Origin of the sequence: Shinella zoogloeoides, from assembly GCF_020883495.1 — a bacterium.
GTDB classification, from domain to species: Bacteria; Pseudomonadota; Alphaproteobacteria; order Rhizobiales; family Rhizobiaceae; genus Shinella; species Shinella zoogloeoides.
Map to the genome: position 1 here is coordinate 3824160 of NZ_CP086610.1, position 17536 is coordinate 3841695.

The window sequence follows — 17536 nt, forward strand, 5'->3', positions numbered from 1 at the left end:
CCCGCAATGTCCGCACTGGCAAGGCTGCCAAGCGGGCAGCAGACGTGCTCCCGGCTATCCTCGACATTCAAGCGTCCGGCGCATCGCTTCGTGGTATAGCTGCCGAATTGACGGCAAGAGGCATCCCAGCACCACGCGGCGGGGCATGGGCAGCAATTCAGGTTTCGTGCATCCTCGCACGACAGGCGGCATAACCCTCGACTTGTCGTGCAACTGTTGCACTTTGAAATCCCCGTCCGGCAGCCATGTGCTACAATTTGGCGTAAAAATGAGATGCGAAATTTGTAAGCGCGCTACTATGAAGAACCAGCAAACGCTTGTATCACAGCAACAAAGGGAAGCTCTCGCGAAGGTCCGAATGGCCCGGATTTCGAGCGGCAAGAGAGGCGTAGAGTGATAAGACCAGAGCATCTGCCAGATTATACAAATCCTCCGCTGAACGAAGTCGTTCTCGGCGTGCAGTTTGCTCCAGCGCGCAATTACCAGCAAATTCAAGCATACGAAGTTTGGCAGCTTTTCAAAGAGACGTTCCCTAATGTGGAAGAGTATCCTGCCATCCCTCCGGCATTCGAGACATTTGGGCTTCCTGCCGGACCTCAGTTGAATTTTGGCTTTGTTACTGGTGCGCAACATGATCGGTTTTGGTTCCTCTCCCCCAAAAAGGAAGAACTGATCCAATTCCAAAGCGACAGACTGCTACACAATTGGCGAAAAGTTGGCGATCAAACAAACGAGTATCCCCGTTTCGAGCGGATGATCGTCAATTTTGAGGGTGAACTGAAAAAGTTGGAGCAATATTTTGCTTCGCTTGCCTCCCAACGGCTGAACATTAATCAGTGCGAGATTTCCTACATAAATCATATACAGATCGGCAATGGACGCGATGGTCTAGGCGTCTCAGACATATTGCGGTTTGCACAATTTCAAGGCGAGCAGCCTGAAGATGTTTCATTCTCGTTTAGGAACACCATATATGATGAGAAGTCGGGGCCTGTCGGTCGCATAATCGGCGAAGCTCAGATTGGAGTGAACAGTCTGGATCAAAGCCGTATAATTGCGCTTACAATTACAGCGCGCGGCGCTCCTACAGAACCAAATATATCTGGTGCGTTGAATTTCTTGAAACTTGGTCGCGAAATGGTAGTGAATACGTTTACGGATGTCACAACTGATTTGTGCCATGAACGGTGGGGAAGAACAAAATGAGTTGGTCGGGAGCAAACGCCGCGTTTTCGCGCACGCCTAGGCTGTTATCTGCCGGACAAATGAACGTCTCCCCGGCTAAAGCTGATCCCTCCGCAAGCCGCACCTCATCTTTGAACAGGCTTATTGTTCAAGCCCCGCATCGCGCTTGGCGAGAAGAAGTTGAGGCAACCCTGTCTGAATTGGTGAGGTTGCCGGTTGGTTGGGATGGCTACCGGGCGGAACCTGTCAGTTTCGAGACGGCCAATTTCGCACTGCGAATGCTTGAAAGCATTTGCGGTAGTGACACTCCCGTGCCGCAGTTGGTCCCCGGTGACGGTGGTGACATGCAAATCGAATGGCACACTCATAAGGGTGACATTGAACTACATGTTCGCGGGGCAAACAGTGTTCACGCGTGGCGCTCGACAGAAAACACCGGCCCAAACGGCGAAGAGATTAATTTGACTTTTAATTTCTTGCCTATCGTCGCTTGGATTGAGCAGTTGTCGGAGCCAATGGTTGATGCTGACGCCGCCGCCGCGTGATGAAAACAATAATGTTACGCCTCACGACCATGCGGGAATAGCCAATACGGATGGCATAATTCGGCGTGTGTCCGAAAAGCAGGTTGTTACTGACAAGTTCGGAAACAGAGTTCTATCGTCTTATGTTTTCAAAGTGAGCGCGACGAACACCCCACCTTTCCTTTTGCGATCGCGGCCGCGAGAACAGCTCCTTCACCGATAGGAGCGGAACGGGATGGTCGAAGATCGCGCTGATGCCATGCTTGAAGCCATGGATGAAGGCATGCATGAAGCCAGGCATGAGGGAAAGTATCGTCGGATCGAGGTGATCACGGGTCGACGCCAGCGGCGGAATTGGACCGACGAGGAGAAGGCGCGGATCCTTGCCGAAAGTGCAGAACCTGACGTGAACATCTCGGCGATCGCCCGGCGCTGGGGCGTCAATCGCGGTCTGCTGAACGTCTGGCGGCGCGAAGCCGGGCTGACCTCTCGACGATCCGCGCAAGCCGGCGCACAGCAGGCCATGTTCGTGCCGGTGACGGTGGTTGGCGATAGAACGTCTTGCGAGAACTCGCCGTCGGATGTCGCCCATGACGCCGCGGGGCGTATTGAGATCGAGATTGCTGGCGCGCGTATGACCGTGATCGGCTCGGTGGCGCCCGAATTGGCGCAGGCGATCGTGGCAACGTTGCGAGCACGCCGGTGATTGGACTTTCGCCTGGTGGAGTGAAGATCATGGTGGCGACGCAGCCGGTCGACTTCCGGCGCGGCATGAATGGGCTTGTTGCGCTGGTGGCGTCAGCGCTTGCAGCTGATCCCTACTGTGGTGACGTGTTCGTGTTCCGCGCCAAGCGTCTCGATCGCCTGCGCTGCATTTATTGGGACGGATCAGGCATGATCCTGGCGACGAAATGGCTGGAGGCTGGCACGTTCGTTTGGCCACCGATCCGTGATGGCGCGATGCAGATGAGTAGCCAGGAGTTCTCCCTTTTGCTGGCCGGTATCGACTGGACGCGGGTCAGGCGAAACACCGTAAAGCGGCCAACGAAAGCAGGCTGATCCTATTGGATTTGCTTGAAGATTCAGGGTCATGTGCTAGGGTCTGCCATGCCGCTTCGACCCGACCCTTTACCTCAGGATGCCGCGCAATTGAGCCGAATCATTCTCTCGCTCGATGCAGAGAATGCCGACCTCAAGGCGCGCGTTGCCTTCCTGGAGCGGCAGCTCTTTGGGCCGAAATCGGAGAAGATGACGGCGATCGACCCGAAGCAGGCGACGCTTGAGCTTGGCGATCTCAGCGACATTCCCGCGGCGGCCAATGACGATGTTGCACCCGTGGCTGACGGCCGAAAGCAGGAGCGGCGATCGCCGGCGCGCAACATCGGCCGGTTACCCAGGCATCTCCCACGGTATGAAGAGCTCATCGAGCCGGAGAGCAAGATTTGCCCGTGCTGCTCGTTCGAGCTGCATTGCATCGGCACGGACGTCAGTGAGGCGCTCGACATCGTGCCGGCGGTTGTCCGGGTGAAGCGGACGATCCGGCCGCGCTACGCATGCCGGGCCTGCGAGAGTGCCATTGTGCAAGCGCCAGCGCCGGCGCGTGTGATGGACGGCGGCATGGTGACCACGGCGTTTGCCGCCCATGTCGCCGTTTCGAAGTTCGCCTGGCATTTGCCGCTTCATCGCCAGGCGCAGATGCTTGCCTCCTGCGGCGTGATCATCGATCGCGGCACGCTCGGGGCCTGGGTGACGCGGGTCGCCTGGTGGCTTGAGCTTCTCTATGACGCGCTGCTTGCCTTCATCCGCTCCCAGCCAAGGGTGTTCTGTGATGAGACGCCGCTCCCGCGGCTTGATCCGGGGCGTAAGCGAACCAAGGTCTGCCAACTTTGGGCGCAGGCGGTCGACGATCGGCCATGGAATGGTCCGGCGCCGCCGGCGGTGGCCTATACTTTTGCCGAAAGCCGCAGCGCGCGCGAGGTCGAGGGGCAATTGTCGTCGTTTGCCGGCGTGCTCCAGGTCGATGGGTACCAAGCCTATAAAACCTTGGCCAAGCGCCGGGGGAGGAGCAATGTCGCTCCCATGCGGCTGGCCTTCTGCCTTGCCCATGCCCGACGCAAGTTCGTCGAAATCGTCAAGATGACCGGGTCTGCTGAGGCCCTGTCGATCCTTGCCAGGATTGCCGAGCTCTATCGGATCGAAGCGAAACTGCGCGGCGAAAATGCCGATACCCGGCTCACGGTGCGGCGTCGCGAGGCAGCGCCCATCATGAGCGAACTGAAGGCCCAGCTCACCGAACTGAGCGACGAGGTGTCGTCGAAATCGGCGCTTGGCAAGGCCGTCACCTACACGCTCAACCACTGGAACGGACTGGCAGCCTTCCTGGAGGATGGCCGGATCGAAGTGGACTCCAATGTGGTCGAGCGTTCGATGAAATCGGTGGCTCTGACGAGGAAGAACTCGTTGTTCGTGGGCAGCGAACGCGGTGGCAAGACGTTCGCGGTCCTCGCATCGCTCGTCAACACGGCAAAGCTCAATAGTGTAGACCCCGAAGCTTGGCTTGCCGACGTGCTCGAGCGCATCATCTCCGGCAAGGTGACCGCGAACCAGATGGATACGCTCTTTCCATGGACCTGGAAGGCCAACCGCGAGAGCATTGCAGATCAGGAGCGACGGGCGGCATGACACAGAACAGCCAAGGGGCTACGGCACGACCGAAGCTCGATGACGAGGCGTTCGAGGCGTTTATCAGGGCACGCCGTCCAGTCTCGCCGATCTGGTCGATGAGCGGCCTCGACGGCTATCTCACGGCTCTCATCATCGGCCCGAGGTTTATCGACCCGCGTCAGTGGATCCCGGAGCTGACTGGCCCGGATGCCCTGAACCTGCCAATGGAAACAACCGAGCATCGAGCCGTCCAGACCATCGTTGCGGAATACAACCGGATATCGGCAAGCCTCGCCGAAACGCCGAAAGATCATCGGCCCAGGTTCACCAAGATCGATGATCAAACCTTTGATCCCTTCGCTTGGGACCTCTGCTTTCTATTGGGAACAAGGTACGCGCCCAAGCTTTGGCAGCCCGTCCTTGGAGGTCATGCCGTCACTGGGGATATCGTCGCGCCCATCCGCAAGCTCGGCGAGGCAAAACGGAACGCGACCCGTCAGGATGCCGTTGCCGTCGCCGAAGCGCTCGTCAAGATCCGAGCCTATTTTATGCCGAAGCGGGCAAAGCAAAAGTTCTGACCGACAGCCGGAAGCCTATTCAGTCAATCACGGAAGCCGTGGGCTCTTCGTTGCGCTCACTTTTCAAAGCATCATCTTCCGGTGCCTATCCCGGAAAATCGGTGGATTTGGAAGCATTGATCGTGGAAGCCGGAATTGATCCGAAGGTCTTTGTAACCACGCCGCGCTGGTGCGGATCAATCCGCTACACGGCAGGGCAACTGCGTGAGCTTGGTTTACAGGTGGGATTTGAGCCCCTTGAAGAGGAGCATCCCCACCCTGCCAATCCCTACCATGGTGAAGTGTGGGGAGATTTTAACAAAGAGCAGCAGAAGCAACTTCGCGCGCGTGCCGCTTGGTATGTGACAATGGACGGGGTTTTCATCCTCGAACAGATGGCCAAGGCCGAATAGTCGGAGGAGTGACTGAAGCAGATTTGTCATAGCCCGCGAGCGAACGTTTAGCGCTATCTTTCATTACGGGCGGCATGATGGTTCGAGTACCATTTTGGGCATCGAACATTCCCGTGCAACAGTTGCACAGAAATTTTCAACGAAATGGGGCACCGCACTGGTACACCACGAAACTGAAAATGACCTATATTTTATTGTTTTTATTGAATAATTTTTGCGACGTGCCGTTTCCTCTTCTGGGCACCAAATTCCCGATCCGGTTTATCCGGATACGTCAAAAAAGCCCGGCTCTGCCGGGCTTTTTTGTTGCCTGCGCTGCGCGGCTTTCGTTCCCTTCCCGGCGAAACAGAATCTTCCCGCCGCACCCTTGCGTCCATGGCGCGATAGGCACATAAGCCTAGAAAATAATCATTTGCCTTTTATCATCAGGATTATCGTGGCCCCACCTCAACACGATGCCCGAAAAGCGGGCATTCTGTCCAAATTCCGGCTGTTTACACCCATCCTGGCCGGCGCCACGCTCAAGGAACGCCTCATTGGCTGCCTCGGGGCCCTGATCGGCATTTGCATCACCGGCCTCGTCTGCGGTTTCTTCATGGGCAACGATGTCCATCTGCCGCTCATCGTCGCGCCCATCGGCGCATCGGCCGTGCTGCTCTTCGCCGTTCCCGCCAGCCCGCTCGCCCAGCCCTGGTCGATTGTCGGCGGCAACACCATTTCGGCCTTTGTCGGCGTCACGGTGTTGACCCTTGTCAGGGATCCGGCCATCGCCATCGGCCTTGCCGTGGCGCTGGCGATCCTCGCCATGTCGCTCACCCGCTCGCTGCATCCGCCGGGCGGCGCTGCTGCGCTCACGGCGGTCATCGGCGGCGCGGCCGTCGCGCGGGCCGGCTTCTGGTTCCCGCTCGTGCCGGTCGCCATCAATTCGATGATTCTGGTCGCCATCGGTATCCTGTTCCACCGCCTGTCCGGCCGGCAATACCCGCACCGTCAGGCGGTCGCGCCGGTCAACACGCACAAGACGGCCGATCCGCCGGCCGCTTTCCGCGTCGGCTTCAACACCGAGGATATCGACGCCGCCATCGCCAGCCTCAACGAGACGCTCGACATCAGCCGCGCCGACCTCGACGCCCTGCTGCGGCAGGTCGAATTGCAGGTGCTGCTGCGCGAACGGGGCGAACTGACCTGCGCCGACATCATGTCGCGCGACGTGGTGACGGTGCAGGCGGACGCGACGGCGGACATGGCGCGCGCGCAGCTCCTCGACCACGACATCCGCACGCTGCCGGTGCTCGACGGCGAGGGGCGGCTTCTCGGCACGGTGGGTCTGCGCGAACTGGCTGCCATGGCGCCGGCTGCGCATCTGCCGATCTCCGAGGCGGCGACCGCAAGCCCCTCCGACCCGGCGATCGGCCTCATCCCGCGCCTGACGGACGGCTCCATCCATGCGGTGGTGGTGATCGACGCGGCGCGGCGCGCCGTCGGCGTCATCTCCCAGACCGATCTGCTGGCCACGCTGGCCAAAAGCCTCTCCCAGACCGGGCGGACCGGCCTGATGGGCGGCCACGGGCAGGGGATCTGATCATGCCCGAACGATGTCATCCCGCCGACCGGCCTTCGCCCGGCGGCTTTATCCAGGAACTATAAGACCGAGAAACGAAAGGAGTGTCGTCATGGCGACCGTCGACGAGAAGCTTGAACCCATCCTTGCCCAGGTGCTGCAGCGCAACCCGGCGGAACCGGAATTCCACCAGGCGGTGCGCGAAGTGCTGGAAAGCCTCGGCCAGGTCGTCTCCAAGCATCCCGGTTACCTGACGGACGCGCTGATCGAGCGCATCTGCGAGCCGGAGCGCCAGATCATCTTCCGCGTGCCGTGGGTCGACGACAAGGGCCAGGTGCAGATCAACCGCGGCTTCCGCGTGCAGTTCAATTCGGCGCTCGGCCCCTACAAGGGCGGCCTTCGCTTCCACCCCTCCGTCAATCTCGGCATCATCAAGTTCCTCGGCTTCGAGCAGATCTTCAAGAACGCGCTGACGGGCCTGCCGATCGGCGGCGGCAAGGGCGGCTCGGACTTCGACCCCAAGGGCAAGTCCGACCTCGAGATCATGCGCTTCTGCCAGTCTTTCATGACCGAGCTGCACCGCCATCTCGGCGAGCACACGGACGTTCCTGCCGGCGATATCGGCGTCAGCGGCCGCGAGATCGGCTGGATGTTCGGCCAGTACAAGCGCCTCACCAACCGTTTCGAAGCCGGCGTCTTCACCGGCAAGGGCCTCAGCTACGGCGGCTCGCTGGTGCGCAAGGAAGCGACCGGCTACGGCGCGGTCTACTTCACCCAGGCCATGCTCTCCACCAAGGGCACGGACTTCTCCGGCAAGCGCGTCACCGTTTCCGGCTCGGGCAATGTCGCGATCTATGCCATGGAACAGGCGATTGCCTATGGCGCCAAGGTCGTCGCCTGCTCTGACAGCAGCGGCTACATCGTCGACGAGGCGGGCATCGACCTCGATCTCGTCAAGGAGATCAAGGAAGTGCGCCGCGAGCGCATGTCGGAATATGCCAAGGCGAAGGCCGGCTCGCATTTCATCCCGACCGGCAAGGGGTCCATCTGGGATGTGCCCTGCGAAGTCGCGCTGCCCTGCGCCACGCAGAACGAGCTGTCCGGCAAGGATGCCCGCATGCTGATCAAGAACGGCGTCATCGCCGTCGCCGAGGGCGCCAACATGCCCTCGACGCCGGAAGCCGTGCGCGCCTTCCAGGATTCGGGCGTGCTCTTCGGCCCCGGCAAGGCGGCCAATGCCGGTGGCGTGGCCACCTCGGCGCTGGAAATGCAGCAGAACGCCAGCCGCGATAGCTGGAGCTTCGAGACCGCGCGTGAACGCCTCGGCCAGATCATGGCCGGCATCCACAACCGCTGCGCCGAAACGGCCGAGGAATATGGCGCCAAGGGCAACTACGTGCTCGGCGCCAACATCGCCGGCTTTACCCGCGTGGCCGAAGCCATGCGCGCGCAGGGCGTGATCTGATCGCATCCCGCCTTTTCAGGCGGCAGACGGCCCCGGACCCGGTCCGGGGCCGTTTTCGTTGGCGGCGGCGAAGGCGCGATCGGCAAGGCCGCCGGCAATCAGCCGAAAGGTCGGCCAGGCGACGGGCGGTTCCGGTCTGGCGACGCCGGTCGCGACCGGCCGGTACAGCACCTTTTCCAGCAGCACCCAATCACGCCGCCCCTCCGGCCTGTCGAAGTGGAATGTTTCACCCTCCCGCAGCCCCAGAAGGGCAAGACCATAGAAGGTGGTGATCGGCAGGAAGGCTCCGCCCGGCACATGGTCGCGCGGAAGGCAGAGCGTGCGGCTGTCGGCAAGCCCGCTGGCGCAGCGGAAGGTGATGCGCGCGTCGATTGTCGCAAGGCCGGCCGGTACCGGGGCGTCCATCGGCAGGCGGCCCGCCGAAAGCTTGCGCTTCAGCAGCGTCAGCCATTCCTCCGCCGGCGGCTGCCAGTCGCGCAGCATCCTGTCCAGCACGTAGCCGTCTCTCGCCGTGAGCATTCCGGGATCCTGTCCCATCGTCATTCTCCATCCTGCCCGCCCTTTGCGGCGGGGCATCAAGGTCCGTGGTGGAGAAGCCCCCTGGCCGCGCGTGCGGCGCAGGGGGTCACGATCCTGCGACGAGGCAACCTCCGATGCGCCCGGACTGGGAGAAGGACAGGAATTTCATGGGCGAAAGCCTTACGAGGCGCGGGCCGTATCCGGCGCACCCGCATGGACGGCGATGACCTGGAGACGGCGCACGCGCCCGTCCCGCGCGGCCCATTCGATGGACTGGCCGGCGGAAAGGCCAAGCAGCGCCGCACCCACCGGCGTCAGCACGGAGATGCGCTGGCGGGAGATGTCGGCGTCCTTGGGGAAGACCAGCTCGGCGGTCTGCGGCGCTTCCTCGTCGATCTGGAATTCGGCGGTGGAGCCGATACGCATCACGCCCGGGGCCATGCGCGCGTCGTCCACCACCTTCGCGCGGTCGAGTTCGGCGGCAAGCTGCTCGGCGGCGTGCGGATCGCGCTCGGCCAGCATGTCGGCAAGGTTGGAAAGGCGCGCGTGCTCGGAACGGGCGATGGTGATGGCGGGCCGGCGGCCCTTGGTCTTGGTGGCGGTCATGAGAACCTCGCGCGGGTTCACGCGGCCCGGCGGGCGCGTGGAAAATCGGAAAACTGGGAAATGATGTCGCGCAATTCTGACGCGGTTCTCGAAAAATGACGGAACCGCTATCGCCCCACGGCCGGGGCGCGACGCGACCAAGCCGAGGGGCTAGTGTCCTGCGAGAGGAAACAGCCGTTTCAGAAATCGGGCAAGGTCGTGCGTCGTCATCATGCCCTTATGATGGGGTGAGGGCACGGGTAAAGTCAAGGGCGGTGGCCGATGGCGCGGCCGAACGCCGCCCCTGCGACGCCCTGTCGGTTTGACAGAAGCCAGCTATGGGCGGATAGCTCGTTGAGTCGGAACGAACGAGGCCCTGCGATGATCGAAGACCTTCTTGCCAGAAACAAGGCGTGGTCCGCCGAGCGCAAAGCGGAGAAGGCGGACTATTTCGAGCGCCTGTCGAAGCTGCAGCAGCCGGACTATCTCTGGATCGGCTGTTCCGACAGCCGCGTGCCGGCCAATGTGATCGCCGGGCTGGAGCCGGGCGAGGTCTTCGTCCACCGCAACGTCGCCAACCTCATCCACCCGGCCGATCTCAACATGCTGTCGGTGGTCGAATATGCCGTGCATCAGCTCGGCGTGAAACACATCATCATCTGCGGGCACTATGGCTGCGGCGGCATCCGCGCGGCGGTCAGCGGCGAGCGCTTCGGGCTGATCGACCATTGGCTGCAGCCCGTGCGCGACGTGGCGGACCGGCGCTTCGAATGCCGGGAATGCGGCGCCTGGAGCGACGCGGATCTCGACCGGCTCTGCGAGGCGTCCGTCGCCGCGCAGGTCGAGCGCCTCGCCCGCACGCCGACCCTCACGGCCGCCTGGCAGGCGGGCCGCGACGTATCGATCCATGGCTGGGTCTACGGCTTGCAGGACGGGCTGCTTTCTGATCTCAAATGCACGGTGCGCGGCAACCGGGGAGGCTAGTTCATGTCCGTCAGGATCAAGCGCGTCTATGACGAGCCGGCGGCGGACGACGGCGAGCGCATCCTTGTCGACCGGCTCTGGCCGCGCGGGATATCGAAGGAAAAGGCGGCGTTCGACGAGTGGATGAAGGAGGTCGCGCCGACCTCCGAACTGCGCAAGTGGTTCGACCATCGGCCGGAGCGCTGGGACGAGTTCAAGGAACGCTATCGCGCCGAGCTGCAGGACAATCCGGCGGTCGAGGCGCTTCGCGCGCGCATCGCGGCCGGCAAGGTGACGTTGCTCTACGGGTCGCGCAACCGCGAATTCAACCATGCCGCCGTGCTCGCCGATTTCCTGGCGGAGAAGGCCTGAGACCGTGCGGTCTCCAGCGGTAGAATTCATTTGTCAGGGGCAGCCGCCCCCGTTAATTTTCATCCGACCGACAGAGGAGTGGCATCGATGACCGAGCGAACGACGAATGAAGTTCAACCGGAAACCGTTGCCGCGGCGCATGGCGTGGCGAGCGATACCGCCTTCGGCGCGATCGCGCCGCCGCTCTATCTGTCCAGCACCTATCAGTTCGCCGATTTCGATACGCCGCGCGCCTATGACTACGGCCGTGTCGGCAACCCGACGCGGGATCTGCTGGCCGAGGCGATCACAAAGCTGGAGGGCGGGGCCGGCGCGGTGCTGACGCCGAGTGGCATGGCGGCGGTGGATATTCTCCTGACCCGGCTGCCCGTCGGCAGCCTCGTTCTCGCGCCGCACGATTGTTACGGCGGCACGATGCGGCTCCTGAAAGCGCGCGCCGGGCTGGGCCAGCTCCGTCTCGCGCTGGTGGACCAGTCGGACCACGCGGCGTTTACGGTGCAGCTTGCCGGCAAGCCGGCGCTGGTGCTGATCGAGACGCCGAGCAATCCGCTGATGCGGATCGTCGATATCGCGGCGCTGTCCGCGCTTTCGCGGGCGGCTGGCGCGCGCGTCGTCGTCGACAACACCTTCCTGTCGCCGGCCTTGCAGAAGCCGCTGTCCCTCGGCGCGGACTATGTGCTGCATTCGACGACGAAATTCCTGAACGGCCATTCGGACGTCATCGCCGGGGCGGTGATCGCCGCCGATGGAGGCGAGGCCCGCGCGCTGCGCCACTGGGCGAATGTGACGGGGGCCATCGCCGCTCCCTTTGACTCCTGGCTGACGCTGCGCGGCCTTCGAACCCTCTTTGCCCGCATGGCCGGGCAGGAGAGGAACGCCATGGCGATTGCCGAACGGCTCGTCGCCCATCCCGCCGTCGCCCGCGTGCATTATCCCGGCCTTGCCGACCACCCGGACCATGCGCTTGCCCGGCGTCAGCAGCAGGGTTTCGGCGCCATGATGAGCTTCGAGCTTGCCGGCGGCGTGGAGGCGGTGCAGCGCTTCGTGCGGGCGGTCAAGGTCATCACGCTCGCTGAATCGCTCGGCGGGGTCGAAAGCCTCGTCGCCCATCCTGCGACCATGACCCATGTCGATATGGGGCCGGAGGCGCGCGCCCGGGCCGGCATCGGCGACGGCCTGCTGCGGCTTTCCATCGGGCTGGAACATGTCGATGATCTTCTGGCCGGGCTGGAAACGGGGCTTTCGGCCTGCTGAAGCCGACCGGGGAGGGTGCGATGGCCGACGACGAGACAAACGATTTCGCTTCCCCCGCCTGTTTCCTGCACGAGATAGACCCGGCCTATTCCGGCCTTTCCGCATCCATGGCCTGGGCGGATGTGAACCGCTGGCGCAAGGCCGAGCGGGAGCGGTTGATCGCCGAGCGCCTCGCCGTGCCGGCGGATGTGCGGGCTGGCTGGGGCGAGATCATCGCGGCGGGCGTGCTCGCGGAAATTGGCGATGTCTCGGGCCTCATCGTCAGCGCCTACTGGCCGTTTCGCGGCGAGCCGGATTTCCGCCCCTTCATGGAAGAGGTCGCCGCGCGGGGCGGGCGCACCGCCCTGCCGGTCGTGGTCGAGAAGGGGCAACCGCTGGAATTCCATCTCTGGCAGACGGGGGAGGCGCTGTCGCGCGGCGTCTGGAACATCCCGATCCCGGCGGAGCGGCGGCCATGCATGCCGGATATCGTCATCTCGCCGGTCGTCGGCTACGATCCGGCCTGCTACCGGCTCGGCTATGGCGGCGGGTTCTTCGACCGCACACTCGCCGCCCTGCCGGCAAGGCCGCGCGTCATCGGCATCGGCTACAGCATGGCGAGGCTCGCCACGATCCATCCGCAGGCGCACGATATCCCGATGGATCTGATCGTCACGGAAGCCGGCACCGTCCGCCCTCAGGCGGACGTTTCCACGGTGCGCGCGTTGACGTAGAGCGCCTTTCCGGCGAACCAGCCATTGATGGCGGCCCCGAGGCCGAGCAGCACGATCAGCACGGCGCTCCAGGCGAAGCTTCCCGTCCAGCCGCGAATGAGGCCGACGACCAGCGGGCCGATGGCGGCGAGCAGGTAGCCGACGCATTGCGCCATGCCGGAAAGATGCGCCGCCATGTGCGGATCGCGCGTGCGCAGCACGATGACGGTCATCGCCACGGCGATCAGCCCGCCCTGGCCGATGCCCTGCAGCACGGCCCAGAACCACACGGTCGAGAGCGGGGCGAAGAGCAGGCCGAGAAGGGCGACGACGGCGAAGCCGCAGAGCGTGACGTTGATCAGCCGCTGGTCCCTGCCGCGCACGGCAAGATGCGGCGCGACGAGGCAGGACGCCGCCTGCACCATGACCGAGACGGAGACGATGGCCCCGGCTGTCACGCCGTCCAGCCCGCGTTCGCGCAGGATCGGCACCAGCCAGCCGAAGACGCAATAGGCGAGCGCCGATTGCAGGCCCATGAAGAGCGTGACGTGCCAGGCGAGCCGGTCGCGCCACAGGCCCTCCACGCGGAAGCCGACGCGCTTCACCTGCGAGCGGGTGGCAAGGACCTGCGGCAGCCAGAGCAGGCCGACGAGAAGGGTGGGCAGCGCCCAGATCGCCAGCGCCCCGTCGAGCGAGCCGCCCAGCGCATGTTCGACGGGCAGCGTCAGCCCGGCGGCGCTGGCCGCGCCGGCGCAGAGCGCCATCGTGTAGAAGCCGGTCATCATCGCCGCCTTGTCCGGGAAGTCGCGCTTGACGAGGCCGGGCAGCAGCACATTGCCGACCGCGATGCTGGCGCCCGCCAGCGCCGTGCCGAGGAAGAGCAGCGGAATGGAGGAGAGGCCGCGCAGCGCCGTGCCGAGCGCCAGCAGGAAGACGACGGCGAGCAGCGTGCGCTCGGTGCCGATGCGCTGGGCAAGACGCGGCGCGAGCGGCGAGAACAGGCCGAGGCAGACCACGGGAAGCGTGGTCAGCAGGCTCGCCCCGGTGGGCGAGAGGCCGAGCACGTCGCGGATTTCCGGCAGCAGCGCCGAGGCGCTGGAAAAGACGGGGCGCAGGTTGAAGGCGATGAGCACGAGGCTGGCGCCGAGCAGGAAGCGCGCGAAGCCCTTCGGCCGGTGCGGCTCGGGTGCGGGCACGCTGTCGGCCTCGGCGTCGATCAGGTCGATGGAGCCGGGATCGTCGGGGAGGGGATGGGTCATGAAAGAAGCAATCGGTCGAGGGTGGAAAGGACGGGCGCCATGAAGCGGCGCACGGCGGCATCCGCCGTGTCGGGATCGCCGCTTTCGATGGCGTCGACGATGGCGGCATGGGCGGCCATGTCGGGTTCGGGCAGGTCTTCGCGCAGGCTCGCCTCGATGGTCTCGGCGATTAGCGTGGAGAAGAAATCGTACATGCCGATGAGCACGGCATTCTGCGAGGCGGCGATCACGGCCTGATGGAAGGCGAGGTCGCGGGCGATGAAGGCCGCCTTGTCGCCGCCCTCGTAATTGCCGCGCTCGGCAAGAAGCGCGCGCAGGCCGGCAATCACAGCCGGCGTCCGGCGCAGCGCCGCAAGCCGCGCCGCCTCCGCATCGAGCGCAAGGCGGGCCTCGAACTGGTCGCGCAGCCCGGCGCGGCGGGCCATGGTGAGGGGGCGCGTGGTGTCGGCGGTGGAGAGCACATAGGTGCCGGACCCCTGCCGCGTCTCGAGGATGCCCTGCGAGACGAGGACGCGCACCGCCTCGCGCACGGTGCCGCGGCTGACGGAGAGCATGGCCGAAAGCGTCGCCTCGTTCGGCAGCTTTTCGCCGATCGTCCAGCGACGGGCGAGGATTTCGGCGCGGATCGTCTCCGCGGCGGTATCGGCGAGATTGGTCTTGCTGAGGGAATGCATGGATAGTCACCAAGTCATCGGATGACTTGGTGACTATCGTCTTTTCGGAGAAAGGTCAAAGCCCTTTCCGCTGCCCGGCGGCGTTTGTGCGCCGCCGGGATGGGTCGTTACTGCTTGCGCGGCCAGGTGTCGGCGAGGCGGTAGCCGGCCGGCCATGGGTCGGACGGATCGAGCATGACCTGGCTGGTGCCGGTGATCCAGGCGCGGCCGGAGATTTCCGGGATGATGGCCGGGCGGCCGCCCACGGTCGTTTCCCCGACGATGCGGCAGTCGAAGCGCGAATCGAGGATCGAATAGCCGGAGAAGGCCTGGCCGACCTTGATCTGGCCGCGGGCATGCAGCACCGCCATGCGCGCCGAGCAGCCGGTGCCGGTGGGCGAGCGGTCGAGCTTGGCGGGCTGGATGACCACCGTGTTGCGGCCGTGCAGCGCGCCGTCGCGCTCCTCGACCGGCAGGGTGAGTTGGCAGAAGGAGATGTGGTTCCATTCCGGGTTTTCCGGATGGGTGAAGCCGAGCTGCTCGTTGGCCGCCCTGGTGATGCGGATGCCGGTCTCGGCCAGTTCCCGCGCCTCGTCCGGCGTCACGGCGAAGCCGAGCGCGCGGGCGTCGGCGAAGACGAAGCTGTCGCCGCCATAGGCGGTGTCGACGGTGAGCGTGCCGAGGCCTTCCACTTCAAGCTTGGCATCCAGCTTGTCTGCGAAGGAGGGAACGTTGGTGACGGTGATGCGCTCGGCCTTGCCGTTGCGGCAGGCGGCGACGACATTGACGAGGCCGCCCGGCGCTTCCAGCACCATATGGGTTTCCGGCTCGACCATGGGCACGATGCCGCTGTCGAGCAGCACGGTGGAGACGCAGATCGAGTTGGAGCCGGACATCGGCGGCGTGTCTTCCGGCTCCATGATGATGAAGCCCATCGTGGCGCGCGGATCCTTCGGCGGAACCAGCAGGTTGATATGGCGGAAGACGCCGCCGCGCGGCTCGTTCAGCACGAAGTTGCGTAGCGTCTGGTCCTCGGCGATGAACTTGCGCTGTTCCCACAGCGTCTTGCCGGGCGGCGGGGCGACGCCGCCGACGATGACGTCGCCCACCTCGCCCTCGGCGTGGCAGGAGACGATATGGATGACCTTGCTGCTGCGCATGGCGCTTCCTCCGGTTTCAGGTTGCAGGGCGGCGATGCGGACGGCCCGACCGACGCGATGGCTCTTTCATAGAAAAATTGGATCCAATATACAATTGGCTTTTTATCGATGGCCCCGCCGGCGGCCGCATGTTGCCCCGCTGCGGGATTCCACCTATGACCATAGCTCCATTTTCAGGGGTCGGACGTGATGAAATTTGCCGCCGTCGATGTCAGGCAGGCCGCTTCCGCGGCCGACATCGTCTATGAATCGCTGCGCAAGGCGATCATCGAGGGCGCGCTTGCCGAGGGCGAGAGCCTGCGGCAGGAAGAGATCGCGCAGATGTTCAACACCAGCCGCATCCCCGTGCGCGAGGCGCTGTCGCGGCTGGAGCAGCACGGCCTCATCACCACCCAGCGCTACAAGGGCGCCGTCGTCGCGGGCCTCTCCATCGAGGAGATCGCGGAGATATTCGAGTTCCGCGCGCTGATCGAGGCCGAGGTGATGCGCCTTGCCGTGCCCAATCTCGACCGGGAGGTGCTGGACCGGGCGCGGCGCTATTGCGACGCCTTCGACCGGGAGACGGACCCGCATCGCTGGGGCGAGATCAACCGCCATTTCCACACCAGCCTCTATGAAGCCGCGCACCGCCCCTACTATCTGCAGAACGTGCGCTCCTCGCTCGACCGGATCGACCGCTATCTGCGCGCCCAGCTCACCTTCACCGACGGCGTGCCGCGCGCCGGCCGCGAGCACGAGGCGATCCTTGCCGCCTGCGAGAAGGGCGATGCGGACCTTGCCTCGCGGCTGACCCGCGATCATGTGCTCGACGCGGGCAAGTCGCTGATGGCCTTCCTGCGGGAACAGCGGGGCTGATTGCGGGCCGGGTCTGCCGCCCTGCTTTTTGCCGCTTCGCGGCCCCTTGACTCCGCTTTTGTCAAAATGCCCTTTTTAACCGATTGATAGCGCGGCCAGAGAATTGTATTTCTTTTGTCGACAAGAGGATTTTCCATGACGGCCAAAGATTCCAGTTCCCTGCCCGAGCGCAAGCGCGGCTCCGGCGTCAAGATGGTCTACGACCTGCTGCGTGACGAGATTCTCGACCTGAAGCTCGCGCCGGGCAGCCCGATCGACGAGGTGCAGCTTGCCGAGCGGTTCAAGATGTCGCGCACGCCGATCCGCGAGGCCCTGGTGCGGCTGGCCGGCGAGGGACTGATCGAGACCCTGCCGAACCGCTCGACCATGGTGTCGAACATCGACTTCCTGAACCTTCACACCTTCTTCGACGCGATGGTGCTGATGTACCGGGTGACGACGCGGCTTGCGGCGCAGAACCACCGGCCGGAGGACCTCGCCATCATCCGCGGTTTCCACGAGGATTATGCGGCGGCACTGACGGGGCGGGATTCGCTGACGATGATCGCCACCAACGCGGCCTTCCACGCCGCCATCGCCGAGGCCGGCCGCAATCCCTATTTCACCGGCCTGTTCCGCCGGCTGCTCGACGAGGGGCGGCGTATCCTGCAGCTCTATTACCAGTCCTATGAGGAGCAGTTCCCGCAGCGCTTCGTGGAGGAGCACGCCGCGATCATCGCCGCCATCGAGGCGCGCGACATCGAGGAGGCGGACCGGCTCGGCAAGACCCATGCGGAAGCCATCGTCGCGCAGGTGCAGAAGCTTTTCAGCCGGAACGACAGGCTCGATATCGCGCTCTGAGTTTTTGTATTTTTC

22 protein-coding genes are annotated in these 17536 nt (G+C 64.0%); 16 read left to right on the forward strand and 6 right to left on the reverse strand.

All coding sequences use genetic code 11. The annotated features are described in order from the left end of the window. Positions 1 to 44: 44 nt before the first annotated feature. The 8 genes from K8M09_RS18770 to K8M09_RS18805 all read left to right on the forward strand — a co-directional run bounded on the left by K8M09_RS18770 (position 45) and on the right by K8M09_RS18805 (position 5343). On the forward strand, positions 45 to 194 hold the full coding sequence (locus tag K8M09_RS18770) for a recombinase family protein (protein ID WP_229342007.1): 150 nt from the start codon (positions 45 to 47) through the stop codon (positions 192 to 194). A gap of 199 nt (positions 195 to 393) precedes the next feature. After that, the gene (locus K8M09_RS18775) at positions 394 to 1206 is read left to right on the forward strand and encodes a TIGR04255 family protein (RefSeq protein ID WP_160786711.1); all 813 of its coding nucleotides are present in this window, start codon (positions 394 to 396) and stop codon (positions 1204 to 1206) included. Then, positions 1203 to 1730, forward strand: coding sequence for a hypothetical protein (locus K8M09_RS18780; protein ID WP_160786710.1), 528 nt, complete (start codon positions 1203 to 1205; stop codon positions 1728 to 1730). The genes K8M09_RS18775 and K8M09_RS18780 overlap by 4 nt, the downstream gene beginning before the upstream one ends. A gap of 214 nt (positions 1731 to 1944) precedes the next feature. Next, entirely contained in the window at positions 1945 to 2415 is a 471-nt protein-coding gene (gene tnpA / locus K8M09_RS18785) for an IS66-like element accessory protein TnpA (RefSeq protein WP_160788234.1), read from the forward strand. Next, entirely contained in the window at positions 2412 to 2768 is a 357-nt protein-coding gene (tnpB, locus tag K8M09_RS18790) for an IS66 family insertion sequence element accessory protein TnpB (protein WP_160788235.1), read from the forward strand. Before tnpA ends, tnpB begins: the two co-directional genes overlap by 4 nt. 48 nt (positions 2769 to 2816) lie before the next feature. Then, the gene (gene tnpC / locus K8M09_RS18795; protein WP_160788236.1) at positions 2817 to 4391 is read left to right on the forward strand and encodes an IS66 family transposase; all 1575 of its coding nucleotides are present in this window, start codon (positions 2817 to 2819) and stop codon (positions 4389 to 4391) included. Beyond that, the gene (locus K8M09_RS18800; protein ID WP_064334525.1) at positions 4388 to 4951 is read left to right on the forward strand and encodes a YecA/YgfB family protein; all 564 of its coding nucleotides are present in this window, start codon (positions 4388 to 4390) and stop codon (positions 4949 to 4951) included. The genes tnpC and K8M09_RS18800 overlap by 4 nt, the downstream gene beginning before the upstream one ends. Positions 4952 to 5052: 101 nt before the next feature. Continuing rightward, the gene (locus K8M09_RS18805; RefSeq protein ID WP_229342010.1) at positions 5053 to 5343 is read left to right on the forward strand and encodes a hypothetical protein; all 291 of its coding nucleotides are present in this window, start codon (positions 5053 to 5055) and stop codon (positions 5341 to 5343) included. Between the two features lie 397 nt (positions 5344 to 5740). Here K8M09_RS18805 and K8M09_RS18810 read toward each other — a convergent pair whose 3' ends face one another. Further along, complete coding sequence (locus K8M09_RS18810) at positions 5741 to 5956, reverse strand: hypothetical protein (RefSeq protein ID WP_229342014.1); 216 nt, start codon at positions 5954 to 5956, stop codon at positions 5741 to 5743. Here K8M09_RS18810 and K8M09_RS18815 point away from each other — a divergent pair. Then, complete coding sequence (locus K8M09_RS18815; RefSeq protein WP_324256114.1) at positions 5879 to 6925, forward strand: HPP family protein; 1047 nt, start codon at positions 5879 to 5881, stop codon at positions 6923 to 6925. The genes K8M09_RS18810 and K8M09_RS18815 overlap by 78 nt on opposite strands. 91 nt (positions 6926 to 7016) lie before the next feature. Beyond that, positions 7017 to 8369, forward strand: coding sequence for an NADP-specific glutamate dehydrogenase (gene gdhA, locus K8M09_RS18820; protein WP_160787255.1), 1353 nt, complete (start codon positions 7017 to 7019; stop codon positions 8367 to 8369). A 15-nt stretch (positions 8370 to 8384) separates the two neighbouring features. Here gdhA and K8M09_RS18825 read toward each other — a convergent pair whose 3' ends face one another. Together K8M09_RS18825 and rnk are read right to left on the reverse strand one after the other, a co-directional pair. Further along, complete coding sequence (locus tag K8M09_RS18825; protein ID WP_160787256.1) at positions 8385 to 8888, reverse strand: hypothetical protein; 504 nt, start codon at positions 8886 to 8888, stop codon at positions 8385 to 8387. Between the two features lie 180 nt (positions 8889 to 9068). Continuing rightward, positions 9069 to 9494 carry a nucleoside diphosphate kinase regulator gene (rnk, locus tag K8M09_RS18830; protein ID WP_160787257.1) on the reverse strand — a complete coding sequence of 142 codons (426 nt, stop codon included), beginning with the start codon at positions 9492 to 9494 and terminating at the stop codon, positions 9069 to 9071. Positions 9495 to 9854: 360 nt separating this feature from the next. Between rnk and K8M09_RS18835 the strand changes: the two genes are divergently transcribed. The 4 genes from K8M09_RS18835 to K8M09_RS18850 all read left to right on the forward strand — a co-directional run bounded on the left by K8M09_RS18835 (position 9855) and on the right by K8M09_RS18850 (position 12775). Further along, on the forward strand, positions 9855 to 10457 hold the full coding sequence (locus tag K8M09_RS18835) for a carbonic anhydrase (protein ID WP_160787258.1): 603 nt from the start codon (positions 9855 to 9857) through the stop codon (positions 10455 to 10457). Positions 10458 to 10460: 3 nt separating this feature from the next. Then, positions 10461 to 10808 (forward strand): DUF488 domain-containing protein, encoded by a 348-nt coding sequence (locus K8M09_RS18840; protein ID WP_160787259.1) that lies wholly within the window; start codon positions 10461 to 10463, stop codon positions 10806 to 10808. A gap of 87 nt (positions 10809 to 10895) precedes the next feature. Next, on the forward strand, positions 10896 to 12062 hold the full coding sequence (gene metB / locus K8M09_RS18845) for a cystathionine gamma-synthase (protein ID WP_160787260.1): 1167 nt from the start codon (positions 10896 to 10898) through the stop codon (positions 12060 to 12062). Positions 12063 to 12082: 20 nt separating this feature from the next. Further along, positions 12083 to 12775, forward strand: a complete 693-nt coding sequence (locus K8M09_RS18850; RefSeq protein WP_160787261.1) for a 5-formyltetrahydrofolate cyclo-ligase — start codon at positions 12083 to 12085, stop codon at positions 12773 to 12775. On the opposite strand, the gene K8M09_RS18855 is transcribed toward K8M09_RS18850, so the two are convergent. The 3 genes from K8M09_RS18855 to K8M09_RS18865 form a co-directional block, all read right to left on the reverse strand. Then, positions 12739 to 14013 (reverse strand): CynX/NimT family MFS transporter, encoded by a 1275-nt coding sequence (locus K8M09_RS18855; RefSeq protein ID WP_160787262.1) that lies wholly within the window; start codon positions 14011 to 14013, stop codon positions 12739 to 12741. The two genes, K8M09_RS18850 and K8M09_RS18855, sit on opposite strands and share 37 nt — an antisense overlap. Further along, positions 14010 to 14687 carry a FadR/GntR family transcriptional regulator gene (locus tag K8M09_RS18860; RefSeq protein ID WP_160787263.1) on the reverse strand — a complete coding sequence of 226 codons (678 nt, stop codon included), beginning with the start codon at positions 14685 to 14687 and terminating at the stop codon, positions 14010 to 14012. The genes K8M09_RS18855 and K8M09_RS18860 overlap by 4 nt, the downstream gene beginning before the upstream one ends. 107 nt (positions 14688 to 14794) lie before the next feature. Next, positions 14795 to 15826 (reverse strand): trans-3-hydroxy-L-proline dehydratase, encoded by a 1032-nt coding sequence (locus tag K8M09_RS18865; protein ID WP_160787264.1) that lies wholly within the window; start codon positions 15824 to 15826, stop codon positions 14795 to 14797. A gap of 189 nt (positions 15827 to 16015) precedes the next feature. Between K8M09_RS18865 and K8M09_RS18870 the strand changes: the two genes are divergently transcribed. Together K8M09_RS18870 and K8M09_RS18875 are read left to right on the forward strand one after the other, a co-directional pair. Beyond that, positions 16016 to 16681, forward strand: a complete 666-nt coding sequence (locus tag K8M09_RS18870; protein WP_160787345.1) for a GntR family transcriptional regulator — start codon at positions 16016 to 16018, stop codon at positions 16679 to 16681. 135 nt (positions 16682 to 16816) lie between these two features. Further along, a complete protein-coding gene (locus K8M09_RS18875) occupies positions 16817 to 17521 on the forward strand; it encodes a GntR family transcriptional regulator (RefSeq protein ID WP_160787265.1) in 705 nt (234 codons plus the stop codon). The last annotated feature ends 15 nt before the right edge of the window (positions 17522 to 17536 follow it).

Bases quoted from the DNA above. Each gene is read 5' to 3' on its own strand.
- tnpA (WP_160788234.1), top strand. From the start codon at position 1,945: ATGGTCGAAGATCGCGCTGATGCCATGCTTGAAGCCATGGATGAAGGC.
- K8M09_RS18860 (WP_160787263.1), bottom strand. From the start codon at position 14,687: ATGCATTCCCTCAGCAAGACCAATCTCGCCGATACCGCCGCGGAGACG.
- K8M09_RS18850 (WP_160787261.1), top strand. From the start codon at position 12,083: ATGGCCGACGACGAGACAAACGATTTCGCTTCCCCCGCCTGTTTCCTG.
- K8M09_RS18810 (WP_229342014.1), bottom strand. From the start codon at position 5,956: ATGGACATCGTTGCCCATGAAGAAACCGCAGACGAGGCCGGTGATGCA.
- K8M09_RS18835 (WP_160787258.1), top strand. From the start codon at position 9,855: ATGATCGAAGACCTTCTTGCCAGAAACAAGGCGTGGTCCGCCGAGCGC.
- gdhA (WP_160787255.1), top strand. From the start codon at position 7,017: ATGGCGACCGTCGACGAGAAGCTTGAACCCATCCTTGCCCAGGTGCTG.
- K8M09_RS18870 (WP_160787345.1), top strand. From the start codon at position 16,016: ATGAAATTTGCCGCCGTCGATGTCAGGCAGGCCGCTTCCGCGGCCGAC.
- rnk (WP_160787257.1), bottom strand. From the start codon at position 9,494: ATGACCGCCACCAAGACCAAGGGCCGCCGGCCCGCCATCACCATCGCC.
- K8M09_RS18840 (WP_160787259.1), top strand. From the start codon at position 10,461: ATGTCCGTCAGGATCAAGCGCGTCTATGACGAGCCGGCGGCGGACGAC.
- metB (WP_160787260.1), top strand. From the start codon at position 10,896: ATGACCGAGCGAACGACGAATGAAGTTCAACCGGAAACCGTTGCCGCG.
- K8M09_RS18800 (WP_064334525.1), top strand. From the start codon at position 4,388: ATGACACAGAACAGCCAAGGGGCTACGGCACGACCGAAGCTCGATGAC.
- K8M09_RS18855 (WP_160787262.1), bottom strand. From the start codon at position 14,013: ATGACCCATCCCCTCCCCGACGATCCCGGCTCCATCGACCTGATCGAC.
- K8M09_RS18825 (WP_160787256.1), bottom strand. From the start codon at position 8,888: ATGCTCACGGCGAGAGACGGCTACGTGCTGGACAGGATGCTGCGCGAC.
- K8M09_RS18875 (WP_160787265.1), top strand. From the start codon at position 16,817: ATGACGGCCAAAGATTCCAGTTCCCTGCCCGAGCGCAAGCGCGGCTCC.
- K8M09_RS18865 (WP_160787264.1), bottom strand. From the start codon at position 15,826: ATGCGCAGCAGCAAGGTCATCCATATCGTCTCCTGCCACGCCGAGGGC.
- tnpC (WP_160788236.1), top strand. From the start codon at position 2,817: ATGCCGCTTCGACCCGACCCTTTACCTCAGGATGCCGCGCAATTGAGC.
- K8M09_RS18780 (WP_160786710.1), top strand. From the start codon at position 1,203: ATGAGTTGGTCGGGAGCAAACGCCGCGTTTTCGCGCACGCCTAGGCTG.